This is a genomic window from Mariniphaga sediminis, from assembly GCF_003573545.1.
GTDB classification, from domain to species: domain Bacteria; phylum Bacteroidota; class Bacteroidia; order Bacteroidales; family Prolixibacteraceae; genus Mariniphaga; species Mariniphaga sediminis.
In genome coordinates, this window is the sequence record NZ_QWET01000016.1 from 37,277 (window position 1) to 56,260 (window position 18,984).

The window sequence follows — 18,984 nt, forward strand, 5'->3', positions numbered from 1 at the left end:
CTGACAACATATCTAATATTTTCCATACTCAAATCTGGAATAAAAATTTATAGCAACGAAAGCCGCTGCACTAAAATGGCAGGGGCTCAACCATAAATAGAAAATGAAGTTTGTAGCCGATTTACATATCCATTCCCATTATTCACGGGCCACCAGTAAAACACTTACGCCGGAACACCTTGACTACTATGCCGGAATGAAAGGGATTAAGGTAGTGGGCACAGGCGATTTTACCCATCCGGGCTGGCTCGCGGAGTTGAAAGAAAAAACTGACCCTGACGGCAACGGGTTGTTCAAACTAAAAAAGGAGTACCGCCTCGATTCACCGTTTGCCGAAAATGACACACGTTTTTTGCTCACCACCGAAATCAGCAATATCTACAAACGGGGAGGCAAAGTACGAAAGGTGCATAATGTAGTTATGGTTTCCGATTTTGAAGAAGCGGAAAAAATTAACCGGAGGTTGGTGAATCTGGGGGGAAACCTCACCTCTGACGGGCGACCTATTTTGGGGCTGGACTCCCGCGATCTACTCGAAATTGTACTGGATTGCAACGAAAATAATTACTTCATTCCGGCTCATATCTGGACTCCCTGGTTTTCTATGCTGGGTTCCAAATCGGGGTTCGATTCGCTGGAAGAATGTTTTGCAGACCTTTCGCCGCACATTCATACCATTGAAACCGGCCTTTCAACCGACCCTCCTATGAACTGGCTCTGCTCATTTCTCGATGGCGTTACCCTGGTTTCCAACTCCGATGCCCATTCACCCGAACGGCTGGGCAGAAATGCCAATATTTTCAGCACCGATCTTAGTTACCATGCCATTACCGAAGCGCTTCGCGACGGTGATCCGGAAAAATACCTCGGTACCATCGACATGTTCCCGCAGGAAGGAAAATACCACTACGACGGCCACCGTAAATGTAATGTTTGCTGGGACCCTGCCGAAACGTTGCGTAACAATTACCTTTGTCCGGCCTGTAAAAGGCCGGTTACTGTTGGGGTGATGAACCGTGTTATTCACTTGTCGGATCGCGAAGATATTTCGGAGCGTCCCAACAGACTCCCTTTTCGCTCGATCATCCCGCTAAAAGAGATGTTGGCTGAAATAGCCGGCGTTGGAGTAAAATCGAAAAAAGTGGAAGCCGATTATTTTCAAACAGTCCGGAAACTGGGCAAAGAACTGGACATTTTACTGGAAATCCCTGAGGAAGAAATTGAAGCAAAAACATCCAAAACACTGGCGGAAGCAATACGACGGATGCGCAACCGCGAAATTTACATTCAGGAAGGATACGACGGCGAATATGGGGTTATAAGCGTTTTCAGGCCGGGAGAAACGAAAAACTTTGAAGCAACGGGGACACTTTTCCAGGTACAAAAACCCGCCTCTCCCGAAAAAAGGGCGTTGATTAATTTCGATTTGAAAGGTATTCAGAAGTTACTGCTCCAAAAGGAACAAATAGAAAATCTGGTGGCAGAAAAATCCGAAAACTATTCCGTTAAAAATGCAGATGAAAAAACTTTTGCCGGGTTAAACCCCGAACAATTTGCAGCAGTAGAACAAACGGAAGGGCCTTCCTTGATTATTGCCGGACCGGGTACCGGAAAAACCAAGACCCTTACCGGCAAAATTGCCTGGCTGGTGGGCAACCACATGGCCCGTCCTGAAGAGATTCTGGCTATTACATTTACAAACAAGGCGGCAGATGAACTCCGGGAACGGCTGGAATCCCTGATTAAAAACAAAACAAAAGCGAATGAAATTACAGTAGCCACATTCCATGCTTTTGGACTTTCGGTACTAAAAGAATTTTACCATAGATTTCAACGAAGCGAAAATTTTATCCTGATTGACGAAGCGTTAAGACCGGATATTATACGATCGCTTTTCAATATAAAAAGCGGGGAGGCAAAAAAGCTTGCTTCCGAAATATCTGAGATAAAAAACGGCACGAAGCCCGAAACCCCGTCATTTGAAAAATATGAAGAAGAGCTGCAAAAACTCGATGCCTTCGATTTAGATGATTTAATTGCCAAACCCCTTCAACTTTTCACGGAGAATGAAGACGCAAGAGCCTTATACCACCAGCGATTCAGCTATATTTTTGTAGATGAATACCAGGACACCAACCATGCCCAATACCAGTTGTTGCGCCAACTGGCCCCGTATGCAACTTCCAACTTGTGTGTAGTAGGCGATGCCAACCAGTCGGTCTATGGGTTTCGTGGCGCCAATGCAACTTACATACAGCGCTTTGCGGAAGACTATCCCGGAGCCGGTGTTTTCCGGCTGACCCGCTCTTATCGCTGTTCACAAACCATACTTTCGGCGTCAGCCAATGTACTGAATCATGATTCCGGCTTTTTGGAAGGCCTCACTGAAGGGGTTCAGGTTTCTATCTCGGAGCAACCCACCGGCGCTGCCGAAGCTGAATTTATAGCCCGTCAGGTGGTGGAACTGGTTGGCGGAGTGAGTTTCTTTTCAATTGACAGCGAGGTTACAAAGGGCGACAAAAACGACACCATCGGCAGCTTGTCCGATTTGGCCATTTTATGCCGTACACGCAACCAGTTTGAGGCCATTACCAAAGCGCTGCGCGATCACCATGTTCCTTACCAGGAAGTGGGTACAATCCCCTTCTTCCGGGAAGAACCATTCCGTTCTTTTACCGGTCTGCTCGAAGCTTTTTCCATGAAATCTTATAAACAGGCGCTTCCGCTTTTTAGCCTGAAAAAGCAAACGGTTACTGACTCTCAGTTTGAGTGGGCCCAACAGAAAATGTTGGAGCTAAAACCTGTTCTCTTTATTGAATGGGTAAAAAAACAGTTTTTCAGTAAGGAAACATTTAAAGAAGCCGAATGGGAACGTTTTTGCATTTTAGCCGGTGAAATGGACAGCCTGCGCGCCTTTTTGGACTTCCTTGCTTTGGGCGCCGGCGCCGACATGCACAACCACCGGATGGAGGCTGTTTCACTGATGACGCTGCACGCATCGAAAGGACTGGAGTTTGAATGTGTTTTTATCCCCGGCTGTGAGAAAGGGCTGCTTCCTTACAACCTGTACAAAACCGAAGTGGATGTGGACGAAGAAAAGCGGCTACTGTATGTGGGAATGACCCGCGCCAAAAAGTTACTCTACCTTACCAGTGCCAGAAGCCGTACCCTGCGCGGACGTAGATTTCAATTGCCCAAAAGCCCGTTTTTACAATCCATTCAGCAGGAACTCATTCAGCAAATAAAAAATAAACCGCACAAAAAGCCTGTGGAAAAGGATAATCAGCTAAGTTTGTTTGATTAACAAAATGGAATACAAAAAATTATGAGTGGGATGCTACTGGCCATCGATATTGGAAATTCAAACATTGTCTTTGGAATAAACCACCAAAACAAGTGGCTGAACTACTGGCGGATTCAAACCGACCACCTGAAAACAGCCGATGAATATGAAGTTATTTTCCGGTCGCTGCTTGATGCCGGAAAAATCGACAGAAAAAAAGTGAACGATATAATTCTGAGCAGTGTGGTTCCGTCGTTGGTCAGGCCCTTCGATGAAATGCTTCCGGGATTGTTTAACGAAGCAAAAATAACAGTAGTAACTCCCGAAGTTTATCCTCTCCTCCCGGTTCAGATTTTGAATCCTTATGAAATTGGATCGGATCTGGTAGCCAATGCGGTGGCAGCTTTTCAGAAATTCGGCAAACTCACAACGGTGGTAGATTTTGGAACAGCCCTCACCTTTACAACCATTGGAAAAGATGCCGAAATCAAAGGGGTGGCAATTGCACCCGGTTTACAGACAGCAGTGGATTCCCTGGCTGCAGGAACAGCGCAATTACCACAAGTACACCTCGCTGCGCCTCCATCGGTTTTAGGCGAAAATACTGTTCATGCCATTCAGTCGGGAATTGTATACGGGTTCACCGGCCTGGTCGATTCGATAATTGAACGTACAGAGAAAGAGTTAGGAGAAAAACTTTCGGTGGTGGGGACAGGCGGATTAAGTACAGTAATTGCACCGCTTACCAAACACATTAAAAACGTGGAGCCCATGCTAACACTGAACGGACTGGTACAGATTTGCGTCTTTATATATCAGGGAGAAAAATAAATCAGTCGCTTCAAACAGAAGTTCCGGTTTCTCTTTCGATTTTGTCCCGAATTGATTCGGCAACAAAATTATTTAATGACATTTTTTCCTCTTTAGCCAACAATGCTGCTTTATAATGAAGTTTAGGTGATATCCTGACATTAAAACTGCCTTTGAAAGGTTTTTCAGGGTTAGTACCTTGTTTCTTACAAGTCTCGAGATATTCATTAACTGCTTCTTTAAAATCGTGTTCAAGCTCTTTCCCCGTCTTTCCTTCATAAGAAATAAGACTTTGTATCCCAATAACTTTTCCGTAAAAAAGATTGTCTTCCCTGCTGTATTCGATACTCCCGCTATATCCTTTGTATTCCAGATACTTCATAACTCCAAAACTTCTTTAATTTGTTTCATTTGATATCTCTTCATAATACCGGAAGGATGCGGTTTATGCAACATTATCATCACTCCTTCTTCGTTTATAAATTTCACACGCGACCCGGATGTCTTCCCCGTTTTTACTTCATGGAAACTAAAATATCGCAGCAACTTTACCATCTCATCATAATGAAAATCAGATGGCATACCCAAAAAGCGGGAAATTAATTTATCCTTTTTTGTCACGATACAAATGTAACTATATATAGTCGCAAAAGCAAGAGATTACTAAAATGGTTATTCATTCCACGGCAACCGGGAATCCTTCATTTCCCTTAGTTAGCCTCCAAAATTTCCAGCAGCTCATCCAGTTTAGGTGTCAGGATAATTTCCGTCCGGCGATTCATCTGACGTCCTTCGGCTGTTTCATTTACGGTAAGCGGGACATACTCGCTCCTCCCTGCCGCAATGATACGTTCCGGGTCGAGTTGCACGTTCTGGGTAAGTATTTTGGTAACGGCAGTGGCCCGCATAACGCTAAGGTCCCAGTTGTCTTTCACTTCTCCCGAACCGCGCATTGGCACATTGTCGGTATGACCTTCCACCATAATATTGATATCTGTGTTTTCAGCCAGTAACTGACTCAAATCACGCAATGCACGCTGCCCGTTAGGATCTACACTCCACTGCCCGGTTTTAAACAGCAGCTTTTCGTCCATAGAAACATACACTTTCCCATTTTTTTCGTGAACAGTCAGCCCCTTGTTGGTAAAACCGGTTAAAGCATTCATCACCTTCTCTTTGAGTTCCTTTACGGCCTGATCTTTTTGTGCCAGCACATTTTGCAGTTCGATGAGACGGGCATTCCGGTCTTCCAGTTCCTTTTCCGCTTCAAGCAGCCGGTCTCCCCGGGCATTTAAATCACGGCGCGCCGTCTGCAGCTCTTCCAGGAGTTGTTCTATTTCCGAACTACTTCCGGTCTTTAATATATCAAGCTGGCGGTTCAGGTTTTGTATGTCCACTTTCAACCCGGCATTTTTCTGTTTTTGCACGTTCGACTCGTACAAAGCCTCCTCCAGTCGGGAGTTCAAATCCTCATTCTTTTCCTTCAGCTGCCGGTTTTCACTTTTCAACTCGGTGTTGGTGGTTTCGAGCCGCATGTTGGTCTGCTTCAGTCGTTCATTTTCTGATGTTGCTTCCTTCAGTTTATCCTGAACATCAGCAAATTGCTTCACAGACACACAAGAAGACAAAAACAGAATCCCGGTAAATAATATTAAGATATGTACAGTTCTCATTTTTTAAATCTTTAATTCCGGCTAAATTTACTTTTTTTGCAGTTTCGGAGCAAATTTGATGCCCGTTGCTTTTTTGTGAACAAAACGGAATATCCGATTTGTTGTATCTTTGAAAATATTTTGGTGGGAAATGGTTAAAGTAAAAGAAAAATTACTCGAAAACATATATAGTCCAGCTGATTTAAAAAAATTACAACCGGCTGATCTGCCTGATGTTTGTGACGAACTCAGGGAGTTTATCATTGATGTGGTTTCAACCAACCCCGGACACTTTGGAGCAAGCCTTGGAGTGGTGGAACTCACCGTTGCCCTGCATTATGTGTACAATACTCCCCGTGATTTGCTCGTGTGGGATGTGGGTCATCAGGCTTACGGGCATAAAATATTAACCGGACGTCGTGAAAATTTTCACACCAACAGAAAACTGAAAGGCATCAGTGGTTTTCCCCGCCGTGAAGAAAGTGAATACGATACGTTTGGCGTAGGACATTCTTCTACTTCCATTTCGGCAGCATTGGGAATGGCAGTGGCCTCGAACCTGAAAAAGGAAGATGACCGGAAAATTGTAGCCGTTATAGGCGATGGCGCGATGACAGGCGGGATGGCTTTCGAGGCACTTAACAATGCGGGGGCCTGCAAAGCAAACCTCTTGGTAATACTGAATGACAACAACATGGCCATTGACCCTAATTCAGGGGTTATCGGACAGTACCTTCTGAATATTTCCAAATCGCACGCATACAACAAAGTAAAAAAGGAAGTTTGGGAAGGGTTGGGAAAACTCGATGGCTTTGGGAAAACAACCCGGAAGTTTATTCAAAAGAACCAACACGCGCTGAAAAATATGCTCCTGAGGGAAAACAATTTGTTTGAAGCGTTCGATTTCCGGTATTTTGGCCCCATCGACGGGCATGATGTAGAATACCTTACCGAGGTTCTGAATGATCTGAAAGATATTCCCGGTCCCAAATTACTGCACGTTATCACAAAAAAGGGGAAAGGATTCAGGCAGGCAGAAATGGACCAGATAAAATTTCACTCTCCCGGTTTGTTCAATAAAGAGACAGGCGAGATCTATTCTAGTGATTGCCCATCAAAGAAAAAGCATAAATTTCAGAATGTGTTTGGCGAAACACTCCTCGAACTGGCCGAACAGAATGAAAAAATAGTGGGAATTACACCGGCTATGCCAACGGGCTGTTCCATGAACCTGATGATTGAAAAGATGCCCCACCGGGCTTTTGACGTAGGAATTGCCGAACAGCATGCGGTTACCTTTGCGGCAGGACTGGCCACGCAGGGCATGGTGCCGTTTTGTAATATTTATTCCACCTTTATGCAACGGGCTTACGACCAGATCATTCACGATGTGGCCATTCAAAACCTGCCGGTGATATTCTGCCTCGACAGGGGTGGTTTGGTTGGAGAAGATGGTCCCACGCATCATGGGGCGTTCGACATTGCCTACATGCGCACGGTCCCCAACATCATAGTTGCCGCACCGATGGATGAAGTTGATTTGCGCAACCTGATGTACACGGCACAACTTGGCGAACTGAAACAACCGATATCTATTCGCTATCCGCGCGGTTCGGGTAATATTTCAGACTGGAAAAAGCCTTTTGAAAAAATCGGAATTGGAAAAGGAAGGCAATTGTCAGACGGTCAGGATCTGGCCATTCTGACTATTGGGAAATCAGGCATTTTCGCCCAACAGGCAGTGAAGGTTCTGGCAGAGAAAGAAGCCATTTCTGCCGCTCACTTCGATATGCGTTTTGTAAAACCACTGGATGAAGAATTGTTGTTGAAAATATTAAAAAAATACCGGCTGATTTTAACGGTGGAAGACGGTGCCATTAAAGGGGGCTTTGGAAGCGCTGTGCTGGAATTTATGGCAGAAAAAGGTCTATCAGCACACGTAAGAATGTTAGGTATCCCCGACAGGTTTATTGAACATGGTCCTTCCGAAGACTTATACAGAATCTGTGGCATTGATGAAGAGGGAATTGTACAGGCAGCCTGTGAAATGTCTGGAAAATGAAATAATATTTATATATTTCTCTCGTTTTCAACAAAAATAATTTAACAGACTTGCCTTGGATATTTACCTGAAAAGAAAGCGCGGTAAAATTCTGCTCCTGCTGGTAGCAGTGCTTATTGGAGTGGCTTCCCTGCTTTACACGAACTGGCTTACTGAAAAAATGGCCAACGAAGAGCGCAAAAAAGTGGAGCTTTGGGCCGAAGCCACAAGGCGACTGGCAAGTTCCGGTATTCAGAACAGCAGTGAAGCCAATGTTGAAGACCTGAATACAGCTTATCTTACCCTTATTCAATTGATACTGGAGCAAAATACAACTATCCCGGTATTGATTGTGGAACCGGGTGGAGATTTTAACTACAAGGCCAATATCAATTTCAATGAAGGCAGGGAAGAACAGGTACTCAGCAAGGAGCTGGAGAAAATGAAAGATCACTCACCTCCCATCCGTATTGACCTCTCTGAAGAAGACTATCTTTTGTTGTACTACCGTGAATCGAATCTGCTCCAAAACCTGCGTTATTATCCGTTTGTTCAACTTTTTGTAATCATGGTTTTTATTGCAGCAGCCTTTTCAGCTTTTGGAGCAACCCAGCGGGCGGAACAAAATCAGGTTTGGGTGGGCATGTCGAAAGAAACGGCGCACCAGTTGGGAACTCCCATCTCCTCTCTTATGGCCTGGATTGAGTTACTAAAATCAGAGGATGTAAATCCCAAACTCATCAGCGAATTTGAAAAAGATACTCAGCGACTGGAAAAAATCACAGAACGCTTTTCCAAAATTGGGTCGAAACCGGAACTGATCCCAACCGACATTACAGAAGTACTAAATTCAACTATAAACTATTTAAAAACCCGTTCGTCCGGAAGGGTCAAATTTAAAACCACTTTCACAGAAGAAGCCCCGCTGTTTGTCCCGCTAAATGCCGCCCTGTTTTCATGGGTCATTGAGAACCTCTGTAAAAATTCCATTGACGCTATGGACAATCATGGCACCATTACCCTCGCTATGAGCAAGAAAGAGAATACCATCATACTTGATGTGACAGACACCGGAAAAGGAGTACCAAAATCACAGTTCAAAACCATCTTTCAACCCGGTTACTCTACTAAAAAACGAGGTTGGGGACTGGGTCTTTCGCTGGCCAAACGTATTATCGAAAACTACCATAAAGGGAAAATATTTATCAGATGGTCGGAAACCGGAAAAGGAACAACCTTCAGGATTATACTGAATAAGTAAAGTGCAAAAGTTGCCGGTCTATTAACCCTTGCAAATAATTTCTAACTTTGAAACAAACTATCATAAAATAAAAATGCCACTGCTTAACTCAGTAATAAATTGGATAAATTTTAAACGGAATTACCAGATACAACTGTACCGTGAACACCCGCACGACATTCAAAAAGAGACCTTGCTGAATTTACTGCGCCGGGCCCGTGAGACCCATTGGGGAGAAAAATACCGGTATGATGAAATTCAATCGGTGAAGGCCTTCCAGGAGACCGTACCGATACAAACCTATAATGACATACGCCCTTATGTTGACAGGCTGCGTGACGGGGAAACCGATGTACTCTGGCCGGGTGAAGTGAAATGGTTTGCCAAGTCATCGGGCACAACCAGCGACAAAAGTAAATTTATCCCTGTTACCAAAGAGGCGCTGGAGGATTGCCACCTGCGCGGTCCGAAAGATGTGTTTGCCATTTACATAAAAAACCATCCCGAAACCAAAGTACTTCGGGGGAAAACCCTCATACTTGGTGGCAGTCACCGTGTCAACAATTTCAGCAACAATTCGTATTACGGCGATCTTTCTGCCATACTGATTGAAAATGTTCCGTTCTGGACCGATCTTATTCGCATTCCTCCCGCTGAAATTGCACTAATTGAGGAGTTTGAAGAAAAAATTGAGCAGATTATTGAAACCTCTCTCGATCAAAATGTAACTTCTCTGGCCGGAGTACCTTCCTGGTATTTGGTCCTGTTAAAACGTATCCTCGAAAAAACAGGAAAAAACAATATCCTTGAAATTTGGCCCAACCTGGAAGTTTTTACCCACGGCGGCGTAAACTTTGAACCCTACCGGGAACAATTTAAAAAGATCATTCCCTCCGACGACATGCACTATATGGAAACGTACAATGCATCAGAGGGTTTTTTTGCGATTCAGGACGATCCTTCCCGCAACGACATGTTACTGATGCTTGATTACGGTGTTTTTTATGAATTTATTCCCATGGATGAATTCGGAAATGAAAACCCGCAGGTTTTAACACTGGAAGAGGTGGAACTGGATAAAAACTATGCCATGGTTATTTCGACCAATGCCGGTTTGTGGCGCTACATCATTGGCGACACTATCCGGTTTACGGGAAGAAACCCCTATCGTCTGAAAATTACCGGACGAACCAAACACTTTATCAATGCTTTTGGAGAAGAAGTAATCATCGACAACGCCGAGAATGCATTACAGGCTGCCTGTCGACAAACAGGAGCCATTGTGAATGAATATACAGCAGGTCCTGTTTTTATGGGCGACAATCAAAAAGGCGCTCATCATTGGATTATCGAGTTTGAAAAAGAGCCTTCGGACATAAACCAGTTTACCACGCTACTGGACGAAGCTCTCCAGGCGGTCAACTCCGATTACGAAGCCAAACGTCATAAAGACCTTACGCTGGAAAAACTCCACCTGACCGTGGCACCTTATGGCACCTTTTACAAATGGATGAAAAAACGGGGAAAGGTAGGAGGTCAGAATAAAATTCCACGTCTTTCCAATGATCGAAAATACCTCGATGAACTTTTAACGCTTTTAAGGAAATAACCTTATTTTTACTTTCAGAATTAAACAGCAAAGAATATGCATATTGCAGTAGCAGGAAATATCGGAGCCGGAAAAACCACCCTCACCCAATTACTGGCGAAACATTACAAATGGACACCCCATTACGAGGATGTGGATGAAAACCCATACCTGAACGACTTTTACAATGATATGCAGCGCTGGTCGTTTAATCTGCAAGTTTTCTTTCTCAATTCACGTTTCAAAAAAATTATCGATATCCGGAAATCGGGAAAAACAGTTATTCAGGATCGCACGATTTACGAAGACGCAGAAATATTTGCCCCAAACCTGCATAGCATGGGACTGATGAGTACGCGAGATTTCAAAAATTACAAATCGCTTTTTGATTTGATGGTGAGCTTTATTCAGCCTCCTGATCTGCTCATTTACCTGCGGGCATCCGTTCCCACGCTGGTAAACCAAATTCAAAAGCGAGGCCGTGAATATGAAAATTCAATCCGCCTCGATTACCTGAAACAGCTCAACGAGCGTTATGAAAAATGGGTTGCAGGCTATAAACTTGGAAAATTACTTACTGTCAACGTGGATAATCTTGATTTCACCAGCAGCCCGGAAGACCTTAGTTCTATCATCGATAAAATTGATGCCCGGATTCACGGACTATTTTAATCTTCCATTGCTTCCACGGTTTGCAAAATCCCTAGCCAACTGGACTCAGGTATTTTGGCTCCCATTACTTCTACTACTTTACCCGACACCAAAGCGGCAATCTTTCCGCATTTTTCAAGGCTGTAACCCTGGGTGACCCCAAACAGAAAGCCGGCAGCGTAATTATCACCGGCACCAGTAGTATCAACAGCAGTTGCAGGAATAATACCTACCTTTACTTTTTCATCGCCCCGCTGAATAAATGAACCTTGCTTTCCCACCTTCACTACCGCCAGTTCACACATAGAAGCGATGTCTCCGAGTGCTTCCTCCGGCGATTTCCCGGTAAAGGCCAAAGCTTCCTCCTCATTGGCAAAAACAATATCTACCTTTTCTGAAATAAGTTTTTTTAAAAACTCAAGGTTTGCCTCCACAACATTGAAACTGGAAAGGTCGATGGCAATCTTCAGTCCTTCTTCCCTTGCCAAATCCACAGCAGTTTCAATCAGCCGGTGATCCTGCACAAGGTACCCTTCAATATACAGAATAGCATATTCACTGAATATCCCACGATCCAGTTCTTCGGGCTTCAAATCGGCAGCAGCCCCCAGAAAGGTGGCCATAGTACGTTCCGAATCGGGGCTTACCAGCGCCATTACCCTGCCGGTATCTTTTTGGCTCAGCAACAGGTGAGTCTTTATGTTTTTTTGTTCAAATTCTTTGCGGAATGCAGTTCCGAGGGCGTCATTTCCAATTTTTCCAAGATACCCGCAGTGGCCTCCCAACGCAGCCAATGTATGAACTGTATTTGCGGCTGAACCTCCGGTAGTAATTTCCTGTTTGTTATACCGGGTGGCTTCAAAAATTTTCCTTGAAAGCTCGGCATCTACCAGTGTCATACTTCCGCGCGGCAGCCCAAATTGGGTCAATACTGTATCGTCTTCCAATACACTTATAATATCGGCAAGTGCATTGCCTATACCTAAAACGGCAGGTATCCTTTCGGAGTTTTTCATACTTTTTTAATTGTTATTTCAAAGGTAAAACATGGAATTACCATGCATTGTTGATTCACAGGCGGGGTTAAAAATAAATATCACGTCAATTGAATAAAATTGATTTATCAAAAAACAATTGTGCTAATATTCGGAACAATCCAGAATTAATGACCCCTCTTTGATCATTTTGAGTAAAATTTCCCTGTCTTTTCTATTGTATCCCGAAAGAAAATCCAAAAAATTATTTACAATCTTTTCAGGCAAATTCTGGATAAGTGTGTCCTTGTCAATCAAATATATTTTTAAATCACTATCTTTTACAATGGTTTCTTTTAATGTTTCCATACATTCAGAATGGGGCTCCCGGTGGATTAGTTTTATTCGCTTCATTCTGGTTTTATTTTAAACCGGTTGTAAAATAAAAAACTTTCCTGAAATATTATACACTTCCTATGAATTCATTATCAACAGGTAATTGGTGATAACTTACGCCAATGTGTCTGAGTTTAGGAAAGTGAGGGGTTAATTTTTCATTTTTAACTCCTTCAACAAATCTCCCAGCATGAAGTAGCTCGACTCAAAACGTTTAGTCCTGAACAAACCGGTTGACATTTTATGTAGTTCGCCGTGAATATCCTCGAGAGACTCTGTGATGGAACTTCGAAAAAAATTGACACACCTGCTACAGGAATCTTCCTTCAATTCTGTAGTGGTGGAATAAGCATTTTTTAATGCATCGATTGAATTCCGGTATTCCTTATTTTTTCTATACTGCTCTGACTCAGAATAACTTTGATTAATCTCCGGAAGTTGTCTTTTACAGTATTTTCCTTTTAAAGGACAATTTACCAATTCAAACTTTTCCTCCTTATTAAAGTACTCTATGTCTCTTAATGAAAATAAAGAAAACCCTCTTCTGCTTAATTTCATGTTCCCATTTTTTAACTTGCATAAAGTTAAGCGATTGAGAATTGGGCGATGCAAGAAAAAACACTGAAATCCACAGGAATAATTACGTATTTCAATATCAGACTTTTTGCTCTTCTTTTCGGTATTCATGAAGGCAATCCCTATTCACGCAAGAATCATACAGCTGAGATACAACCTCTTACAAACACACGAAACAAACACTCAAACGGTACAAAACCATTTACAATAGCATCTTAATCCCTTCCAAGCATTAATTATCATCGCCCTTACGAAACAGCAAAATGGAATATTAAATTTCCACGCCTTACAATAACGAACAGCACCGGATAATTTAATTCTCCTGATTTACCGTTATAACAACATGGCCTTTTTTATGTCCTGTATCAACATAAGCATGCGCCTCTGCCATTTGTTCCAGTGTAAATGTTTTGTCAATGGCCGTCTTCATTTTTCCTTCTTCAATGAGGTTCTTCAGAAAAATCAGGTTTTCAGTTGTATAAGAAGCAACACCCCCGATTACCTTTTTACTGCTTTTTACTGAAATTCGAATTCCTTCAAAAATTCGCGATAGTTCAAGATGAACCGCAGAAAGGTACATGCCCTTTTCTTTTAACAATTCCACACTATCTGAGATGGAGGCTTTACCGATTGTGTCAAAAATAACATCAAAAGGTTCATCAACCTGCGTAATTTTTCCTTTCGTGTAATCAATCACCTTATCGGCGCCAAGCAATTTTACCAATTCTACATTTGCCGTACTGCAGACCCCTGTAACCTCCGCACCAAATGCTTTGGCAATCTGTACTGCAAAGGTTCCGATACCTCCTGAAGCCCCATAAATCATCACTTTCTGACCTTCACCTACTTTGCCCTTTCTCAGGTAGTAGTAAGCCGCAAGGGCACAATGTGGAACCGCAGCCGCCTCTTCAAAAGTCATGTTTGATGGTTTAATGGTCATCACACTTTTCTCCGGCAGGCAAACATATTCGGCATACCCTCTAAAACCTGAACCGGTTGAAGCAAATACCTGATCGCCAACATGATATTTTGTGACGTTTTTGCCAATCGATTCAACAACACCAGCCACCTCCAACCCCAGTATCTTTTTCCTTGGGCCTTTAAATCCCATAGCCAGCTTTACCGGGAGATTAAATATGGAAGGAAAAACAGCTCCCCGAATCCGGGCATCGGCGGCATTTGCTGTAGTAGCAAATACTTTAACCAGCACCTCATTATCTTTTACTATTGGTTTTGGCACTTCCCTGATTTTGAGCACTTCCGGAGGGCCATACTTTTCGCAAACTACTGCTTTCATAAGTTATGTTTTTTTAAAATAAGATTACAGATGAAGTCGTACCACGGATAAATTTAACATACCTCCGTTCCACAGTTTTATCGTTTTACAGGAAAAAATCAAAAGAAAAGAGTATTCGGAGTTTTGGATATCATTTTGCCAAACTGTTTCGGTTGCCATAGCCATACATCATTTTTTGTTACGAATGAAACAATCACCCTTTGGCTTTTCCTGCACAATTTAATCATTTTTTGGCTTATAGAATTGCAAAAAGATTGCATTCCTCGCCACTAACAGACAGTAGCTTTTATCGAAAAATGCCAATTATTATTTGAGTGGATCCTTACAATAGCCACCAGCAAAATCCACCCAGTACATAAAACCTTTACGGATTCATTACGAACACAAAACACCTGAAACTCTCTGGCTTTGCTAATAAACCAATTTTATTCCTGCCAGAAGTAACCTTCCCTGATCCGGATAGCCGGCAACCGTTTCATATTTTTGATCCAACATATTTTTTCCTTCTGCAAAAATCCGTGTCTTTATTTTACCCTGGAATGTGTAACCGCAAGTAAAATCAACCGTTGTATAATCGCCCAGCCGATAATCCCCATTTTCTGCTACCCACCTGGGGTTTACAAACCGATTATTGGAATACGGCCCGGTATAATGAATAAAAAGACTGGCATCCACTCCTGAATGTTCGTATAAAAATCCGCCATTTACAATTACATTCGGCAATTTGTCCTCTTCAATCATTTTGCCGTCAGACTCCTGCTCATTTTTCATAAACGTAGTATTGGCAAACACGGAACTATGAAGCAAAGCAACATTCATATTTGCCGCTAATTCAACTCCATAACTTCTCTTATCCCGGTTTTCGTACAACTCCACCAAAAGATCGTTTTCCGCAACAACCGTTTCCCCGCTTAAATCAAGTGCATTCTTCCTTTGAGCGAAAAAGGCAGTTATTTTCATTTCATTTTTACGTTGGGTCCTCATCCTGAAACCCAAATCATGCTGCAGCCGGGTTTCATTCTGAGGTGCTACTCCAAGTCCGGTTATACTGCCTTTGCGCGGAGCAATGGTTCCTCCCGAAAAATTATAATGTATTGAGGAAATGGGGGATAGCAAATAACTGCCACCCAATGCAGATTGCCATTCAACCGGAGCAGCCTGATCCGTTATGGGAGCCACCTCCCCAAAGCCCGCTCCACTGCCTTCAATCCCAAATCCACCCCATTCACTGATATAACCTCCAATTAACCGGAACCCGGCATCCAGTAAAAACCGGCCAAATTGCTGTTCATCGGCGATAACTCCCGACCAGGTGTGCACATCGCAACGACGACCGGCATAATACCGTTTGCCGTCGGGAGCTACCCAGTGATTATAAAGGGCACCAACACGCAACGTGTTTGAATGACTGAGTGACCGGCTGTGCAAAAGATTAAATCCATATTCCCGGTCTTTATCGTGATGCGAAGTAGTTGTCTCCTGCTGGATATTATAATTCTGATAATTTGCATCGCGGAATGTATAATTTGCCTGAAGTTCGGTTTGTGAACCATCCTTCCCCCGGTAGTTAAGTTTTGCATACGAAATCCATGTATGTAGCGGATCAAACTTTTCTTTCTGGTTTAATATTTTAGGGGAGCCCGGCTCAACAATACCAACAAATTCGCGCAACCCGGAAATATAAGTCGCACCGGCATGTAATGTTATACTGTTACTGATTTCCCAATCCATATTCCCATGAAAGTTGGCTATTCGTTCTTTCCCTCCGCGCCCCGGAATACCGTTGGTGCCAAAAAATGCCGCCGCTGTAGTAAATGTAATATCGTTGATTTTATTCCCATACTGTAAACCCGCCACATAATTATTCTGTTCCCCGTACTTTGTCAAAAGAGATGCGGTTTCGCGCTCCGGCTTTTTTGTTTTCACTTCAATAACTCCGGTGAGGCCCGACAATCCTTTTACCAGGGCATTGCTCGACCGCACAATTTCTACCGATTCAATATCAAGCACTGAAAGGGTGTAAGCAGTTTCTTCAAACTCTTTTTGCCAAACTCCGTCGATGGAATAGTCAGGGTAAGGATACTTTTGCCCTCTTACAGAAAAAAATTGCTTTGATTTTCGCCCCCGGGTTTCTGTCCATCCTCCCGGTACATATTTTAAAGCGTCGGTAAGCGTCACGGCTCCCTGCTTTTCCATTTCAACAGCACTTATTTTTGTAACTGCAGGCAACACCGACATCGGGACCACATTAATTACAGTGTCTCTTCCGGGTACTGTAAAATGTCCAAAAACATCCACGCCGCCAATCTCCTGTTTTTTGGGTTGAAGGCCAACTTTTAAACGTTCACCACTTTCCCGGGGAATACGAATTTGTATCTCTTTGTCTGAAAATCCGACCGATGTAATTCTGATTGTATATTCGCCGGATGCCAGTCTCAATTCAAAATCCCCCTGCGCATTGGTACTCGTACCACTTCCGGTATTCACCACCACAACATTGGCATTTATTACAGGTTCATTGGTTTCGCTATTAAACAAATTTCCGCCGATGGTGTAAAACGATTGTGAATAAGCAGGAATAATTATAAAAGACGCAAGTATAGCGGTTAACACAAATGGAAAATATTTTTTCATTACCAGTAGGATTATACTCGTTTTCCCGAGCGAAGGGTTATTATTTTGGTTGCATAATTTGTTGTTTCAGGCTCATGTGAAACCAACAGGACTGTGCCCCCATCTTCATTAAATTCTTTGATAAGCGTCATCAAAATTTTGCTGTTTTCAGGGTCGAGGTTTCCGGTAGGTTCGTCGGCCAGCAAGATTTCCGGTTCTGATATAATGGCGCGTACAAAAGCCGTTCGCTGCTTCTCTCCCACACTTAGCTCAGACGGGTATTTATTTTTCAATGGTAAAAGAGCACATTTTTCCAAAAGTGCTTCTATTTTTCCGTTTTTCCTTTCTGATTCCGTTTCAGCTATTTTTATGTTTTCATACACTGTCAGGTAAGGTATTAAGTGGAACTGCTGAAAAACAAAACCCACATTTTTTGTTCGGTACCGGTTTGCCTCCTTACTATTCATTTTGTACACGTCGTTCCCCCGGAATAAAACCTGGCCCGAATCGGGTTGAATCAGTCCTCCAACCAAGTGTAACAGCGTTGATTTACCGGAACCGCTTGGTCCGACAACAGCCAAAAAATCAGATTTTTCTACTTCCAAAGAAACATCCTGAAGGGCTGTAAATTTGTCTTTCCCCTTCAAATATATTTTTGAAACGTTATTGATTTTCAACATCCTGTTTTACATTTTATTATTCCTTACTCAATGTTTTTGCGGCGTCAATCTGTGTAGCCAAAAGTGCAGGCACCCAACTCGCCAACATCCACAAAATGGGAAAGATAAATACGCTGTACCCGAGCAGTGACCATAGTGGTTTGATTGACATGGCCGTAAAACGAAAAATCTCCTTCCCAAAATATTCTGCAATAAAACTGCCCGCAAAAAAACCGGCAAGGCTGCCTAAAAGTCCAATAACAAATGCTTTAAAGAGAATCATAAAAAGGATGTAAGATTTGCTTTTACCCATGGCTTTCAAAATCCCGATTTCGTATTTCCGGCTGTTGACATTGGAATAAAAGAGCAGGCCGGAAATAAGCAGTGAAACAATTAGGACAAACGGAATGATAAATGAACCGTATTTATTCATCATCAGCCGCTGGTTTTCGCGGGCATTGGCAATGCTGCTCACCTCCGTTACTTCCAAATCAGAAAAAATATCCTGCAACTGCCCCCGTGCATTCTTAATCCTGCCATCGTGACAAACACAACCAAGGGCTTCTATTTTATTAATTTGCCCTTTCATATCCAAAACCTGCTGCAGGTCGGTCAGGTTAAATGCCACTCCCTGGTCCAGCATCCCCTTTCCCTCTTCCAGTCTTTTGGCAACCTTAAACTCATATTGTTTGCCATCGGTTCCGGCAATAGTAAAATTTTCGCCTTCCGGAATATTTACCGATAAAAGCGCCCCTATATGAACAGTCCCTTTCTCCACATCGAATCCCATTGTTTCCTGTTTCGACAGGAATCGCTGCATGGCTTCGTCTTTGTATCCCATCACGACAATCTGATGTTTGGAGCCATTCGGATCAACCCAGTTGGGATATTTTAGCTGAAGAATACCGGTAAGATGCCTCACCGCATCAAAAGTTTTTGATTCTGCCAGTGTATCGATATAATGTTCCGGAAATGTGGAGGTGTTGTTCACCGAGTAGAAATCAATCAGGTTTGTTCCTTTCGGAAAGATATACAGATTCAATCCCTGTTCCCGCATAATTTTCCGTGTCTCATTCTCGCTGGCTTTACTTAGTGTGTACACCGCCACCGACACCGTCCCGGCCGCAATCACGGTTACCAGGATTATCAGCGAACTGACCTTCCGGTAAAAAAGCTCTTTGAAAACCAGTTTTAAAGGATTCAT

Annotated in this window: 16 protein-coding genes; 6 read left to right on the top strand and 10 right to left on the bottom strand. The window is 43.0% G+C overall.

What is annotated here, in order from left to right:
• Positions 1 to 103: 103 nt before the first annotated feature.
• Together D1164_RS17740 and D1164_RS17745 are read left to right on the top strand one after the other, a co-directional pair.
• Positions 104 to 3,304, top strand: a complete 3,201-nt coding sequence (locus D1164_RS17740; protein ID WP_206611058.1) for a UvrD-helicase domain-containing protein — start codon at positions 104 to 106, stop codon at positions 3,302 to 3,304.
• 21 nt (positions 3,305 to 3,325) lie between these two features.
• Positions 3,326 to 4,114, top strand: coding sequence for a type III pantothenate kinase (locus D1164_RS17745; RefSeq protein ID WP_206611059.1), 789 nt, complete (start codon positions 3,326 to 3,328; stop codon positions 4,112 to 4,114).
• A gap of 10 nt (positions 4,115 to 4,124) precedes the next feature.
• Here the strand turns inward: D1164_RS17745 and D1164_RS17750 are convergent, their stop codons facing one another.
• The 3 genes from D1164_RS17750 to D1164_RS17760 all read right to left on the bottom strand — a co-directional run bounded on the left by D1164_RS17750 (position 4,125) and on the right by D1164_RS17760 (position 5,766).
• Positions 4,125 to 4,475: a type II toxin-antitoxin system HicB family antitoxin gene (locus D1164_RS17750; protein ID WP_119351241.1), complete on the bottom strand. Its 351-nt coding sequence runs from the start codon at positions 4,473 to 4,475 to the stop codon at positions 4,125 to 4,127.
• Positions 4,472 to 4,675 carry a type II toxin-antitoxin system HicA family toxin gene (locus tag D1164_RS17755; protein WP_317126935.1) on the bottom strand — a complete coding sequence of 68 codons (204 nt, stop codon included), beginning with the start codon at positions 4,673 to 4,675 and terminating at the stop codon, positions 4,472 to 4,474. The genes D1164_RS17750 and D1164_RS17755 overlap by 4 nt, the downstream gene beginning before the upstream one ends.
• A gap of 128 nt (positions 4,676 to 4,803) precedes the next feature.
• Positions 4,804 to 5,766 (bottom strand): OmpA family protein, encoded by a 963-nt coding sequence (locus tag D1164_RS17760; RefSeq protein ID WP_119351243.1) that lies wholly within the window; start codon positions 5,764 to 5,766, stop codon positions 4,804 to 4,806.
• A 130-nt stretch (positions 5,767 to 5,896) separates the two neighbouring features.
• On the opposite strand from D1164_RS17760, the gene dxs reads away from it, so the two are divergent.
• The 4 genes from dxs to D1164_RS17780 all read left to right on the top strand — a co-directional run bounded on the left by dxs (position 5,897) and on the right by D1164_RS17780 (position 11,286).
• Complete coding sequence (dxs, locus tag D1164_RS17765) at positions 5,897 to 7,807, top strand: 1-deoxy-D-xylulose-5-phosphate synthase (protein ID WP_119351244.1); 1,911 nt, start codon at positions 5,897 to 5,899, stop codon at positions 7,805 to 7,807.
• A 55-nt stretch (positions 7,808 to 7,862) separates the two neighbouring features.
• Positions 7,863 to 9,047 (top strand): sensor histidine kinase, encoded by a 1,185-nt coding sequence (locus D1164_RS17770; protein ID WP_119351245.1) that lies wholly within the window; start codon positions 7,863 to 7,865, stop codon positions 9,045 to 9,047.
• A 73-nt stretch (positions 9,048 to 9,120) separates the two neighbouring features.
• The gene (locus D1164_RS17775) at positions 9,121 to 10,635 is read left to right on the top strand and encodes a GH3 auxin-responsive promoter family protein (protein ID WP_119351246.1); all 1,515 of its coding nucleotides are present in this window, start codon (positions 9,121 to 9,123) and stop codon (positions 10,633 to 10,635) included.
• A 36-nt stretch (positions 10,636 to 10,671) separates the two neighbouring features.
• Positions 10,672 to 11,286 (top strand): deoxynucleoside kinase, encoded by a 615-nt coding sequence (locus D1164_RS17780; RefSeq protein WP_119351247.1) that lies wholly within the window; start codon positions 10,672 to 10,674, stop codon positions 11,284 to 11,286.
• Here the strand turns inward: D1164_RS17780 and D1164_RS17785 are convergent.
• The 7 genes from D1164_RS17785 to D1164_RS17815 all read right to left on the bottom strand — a co-directional run bounded on the left by D1164_RS17785 (position 11,283) and on the right by D1164_RS17815 (position 18,984).
• Complete coding sequence (locus D1164_RS17785; protein ID WP_241558299.1) at positions 11,283 to 12,281, bottom strand: adenosine kinase; 999 nt, start codon at positions 12,279 to 12,281, stop codon at positions 11,283 to 11,285. The genes D1164_RS17780 and D1164_RS17785 overlap by 4 nt on opposite strands.
• Before the next feature lie 123 nt (positions 12,282 to 12,404).
• Positions 12,405 to 12,653 (bottom strand): hypothetical protein, encoded by a 249-nt coding sequence (locus D1164_RS17790; RefSeq protein WP_119351248.1) that lies wholly within the window; start codon positions 12,651 to 12,653, stop codon positions 12,405 to 12,407.
• A gap of 132 nt (positions 12,654 to 12,785) precedes the next feature.
• Positions 12,786 to 13,193: a hypothetical protein gene (locus D1164_RS17795; RefSeq protein ID WP_119351249.1), complete on the bottom strand. Its 408-nt coding sequence runs from the start codon at positions 13,191 to 13,193 to the stop codon at positions 12,786 to 12,788.
• 331 nt (positions 13,194 to 13,524) lie between these two features.
• Positions 13,525 to 14,508, bottom strand: coding sequence for an NAD(P)-dependent alcohol dehydrogenase (locus D1164_RS17800; RefSeq protein WP_119351250.1), 984 nt, complete (start codon positions 14,506 to 14,508; stop codon positions 13,525 to 13,527).
• Positions 14,509 to 14,919: 411 nt separating this feature from the next.
• On the bottom strand, positions 14,920 to 17,142 hold the full coding sequence (locus D1164_RS17805; protein WP_119351251.1) for a TonB-dependent receptor: 2,223 nt from the start codon (positions 17,140 to 17,142) through the stop codon (positions 14,920 to 14,922).
• Positions 17,143 to 17,153: 11 nt separating this feature from the next.
• Complete coding sequence (locus D1164_RS17810) at positions 17,154 to 17,801, bottom strand: ABC transporter ATP-binding protein (RefSeq protein WP_119351252.1); 648 nt, start codon at positions 17,799 to 17,801, stop codon at positions 17,154 to 17,156.
• A gap of 16 nt (positions 17,802 to 17,817) precedes the next feature.
• On the bottom strand, positions 17,818 to 18,984 hold the full coding sequence (locus tag D1164_RS17815; protein WP_119351253.1) for an ABC transporter permease: 1,167 nt from the start codon (positions 18,982 to 18,984) through the stop codon (positions 17,818 to 17,820).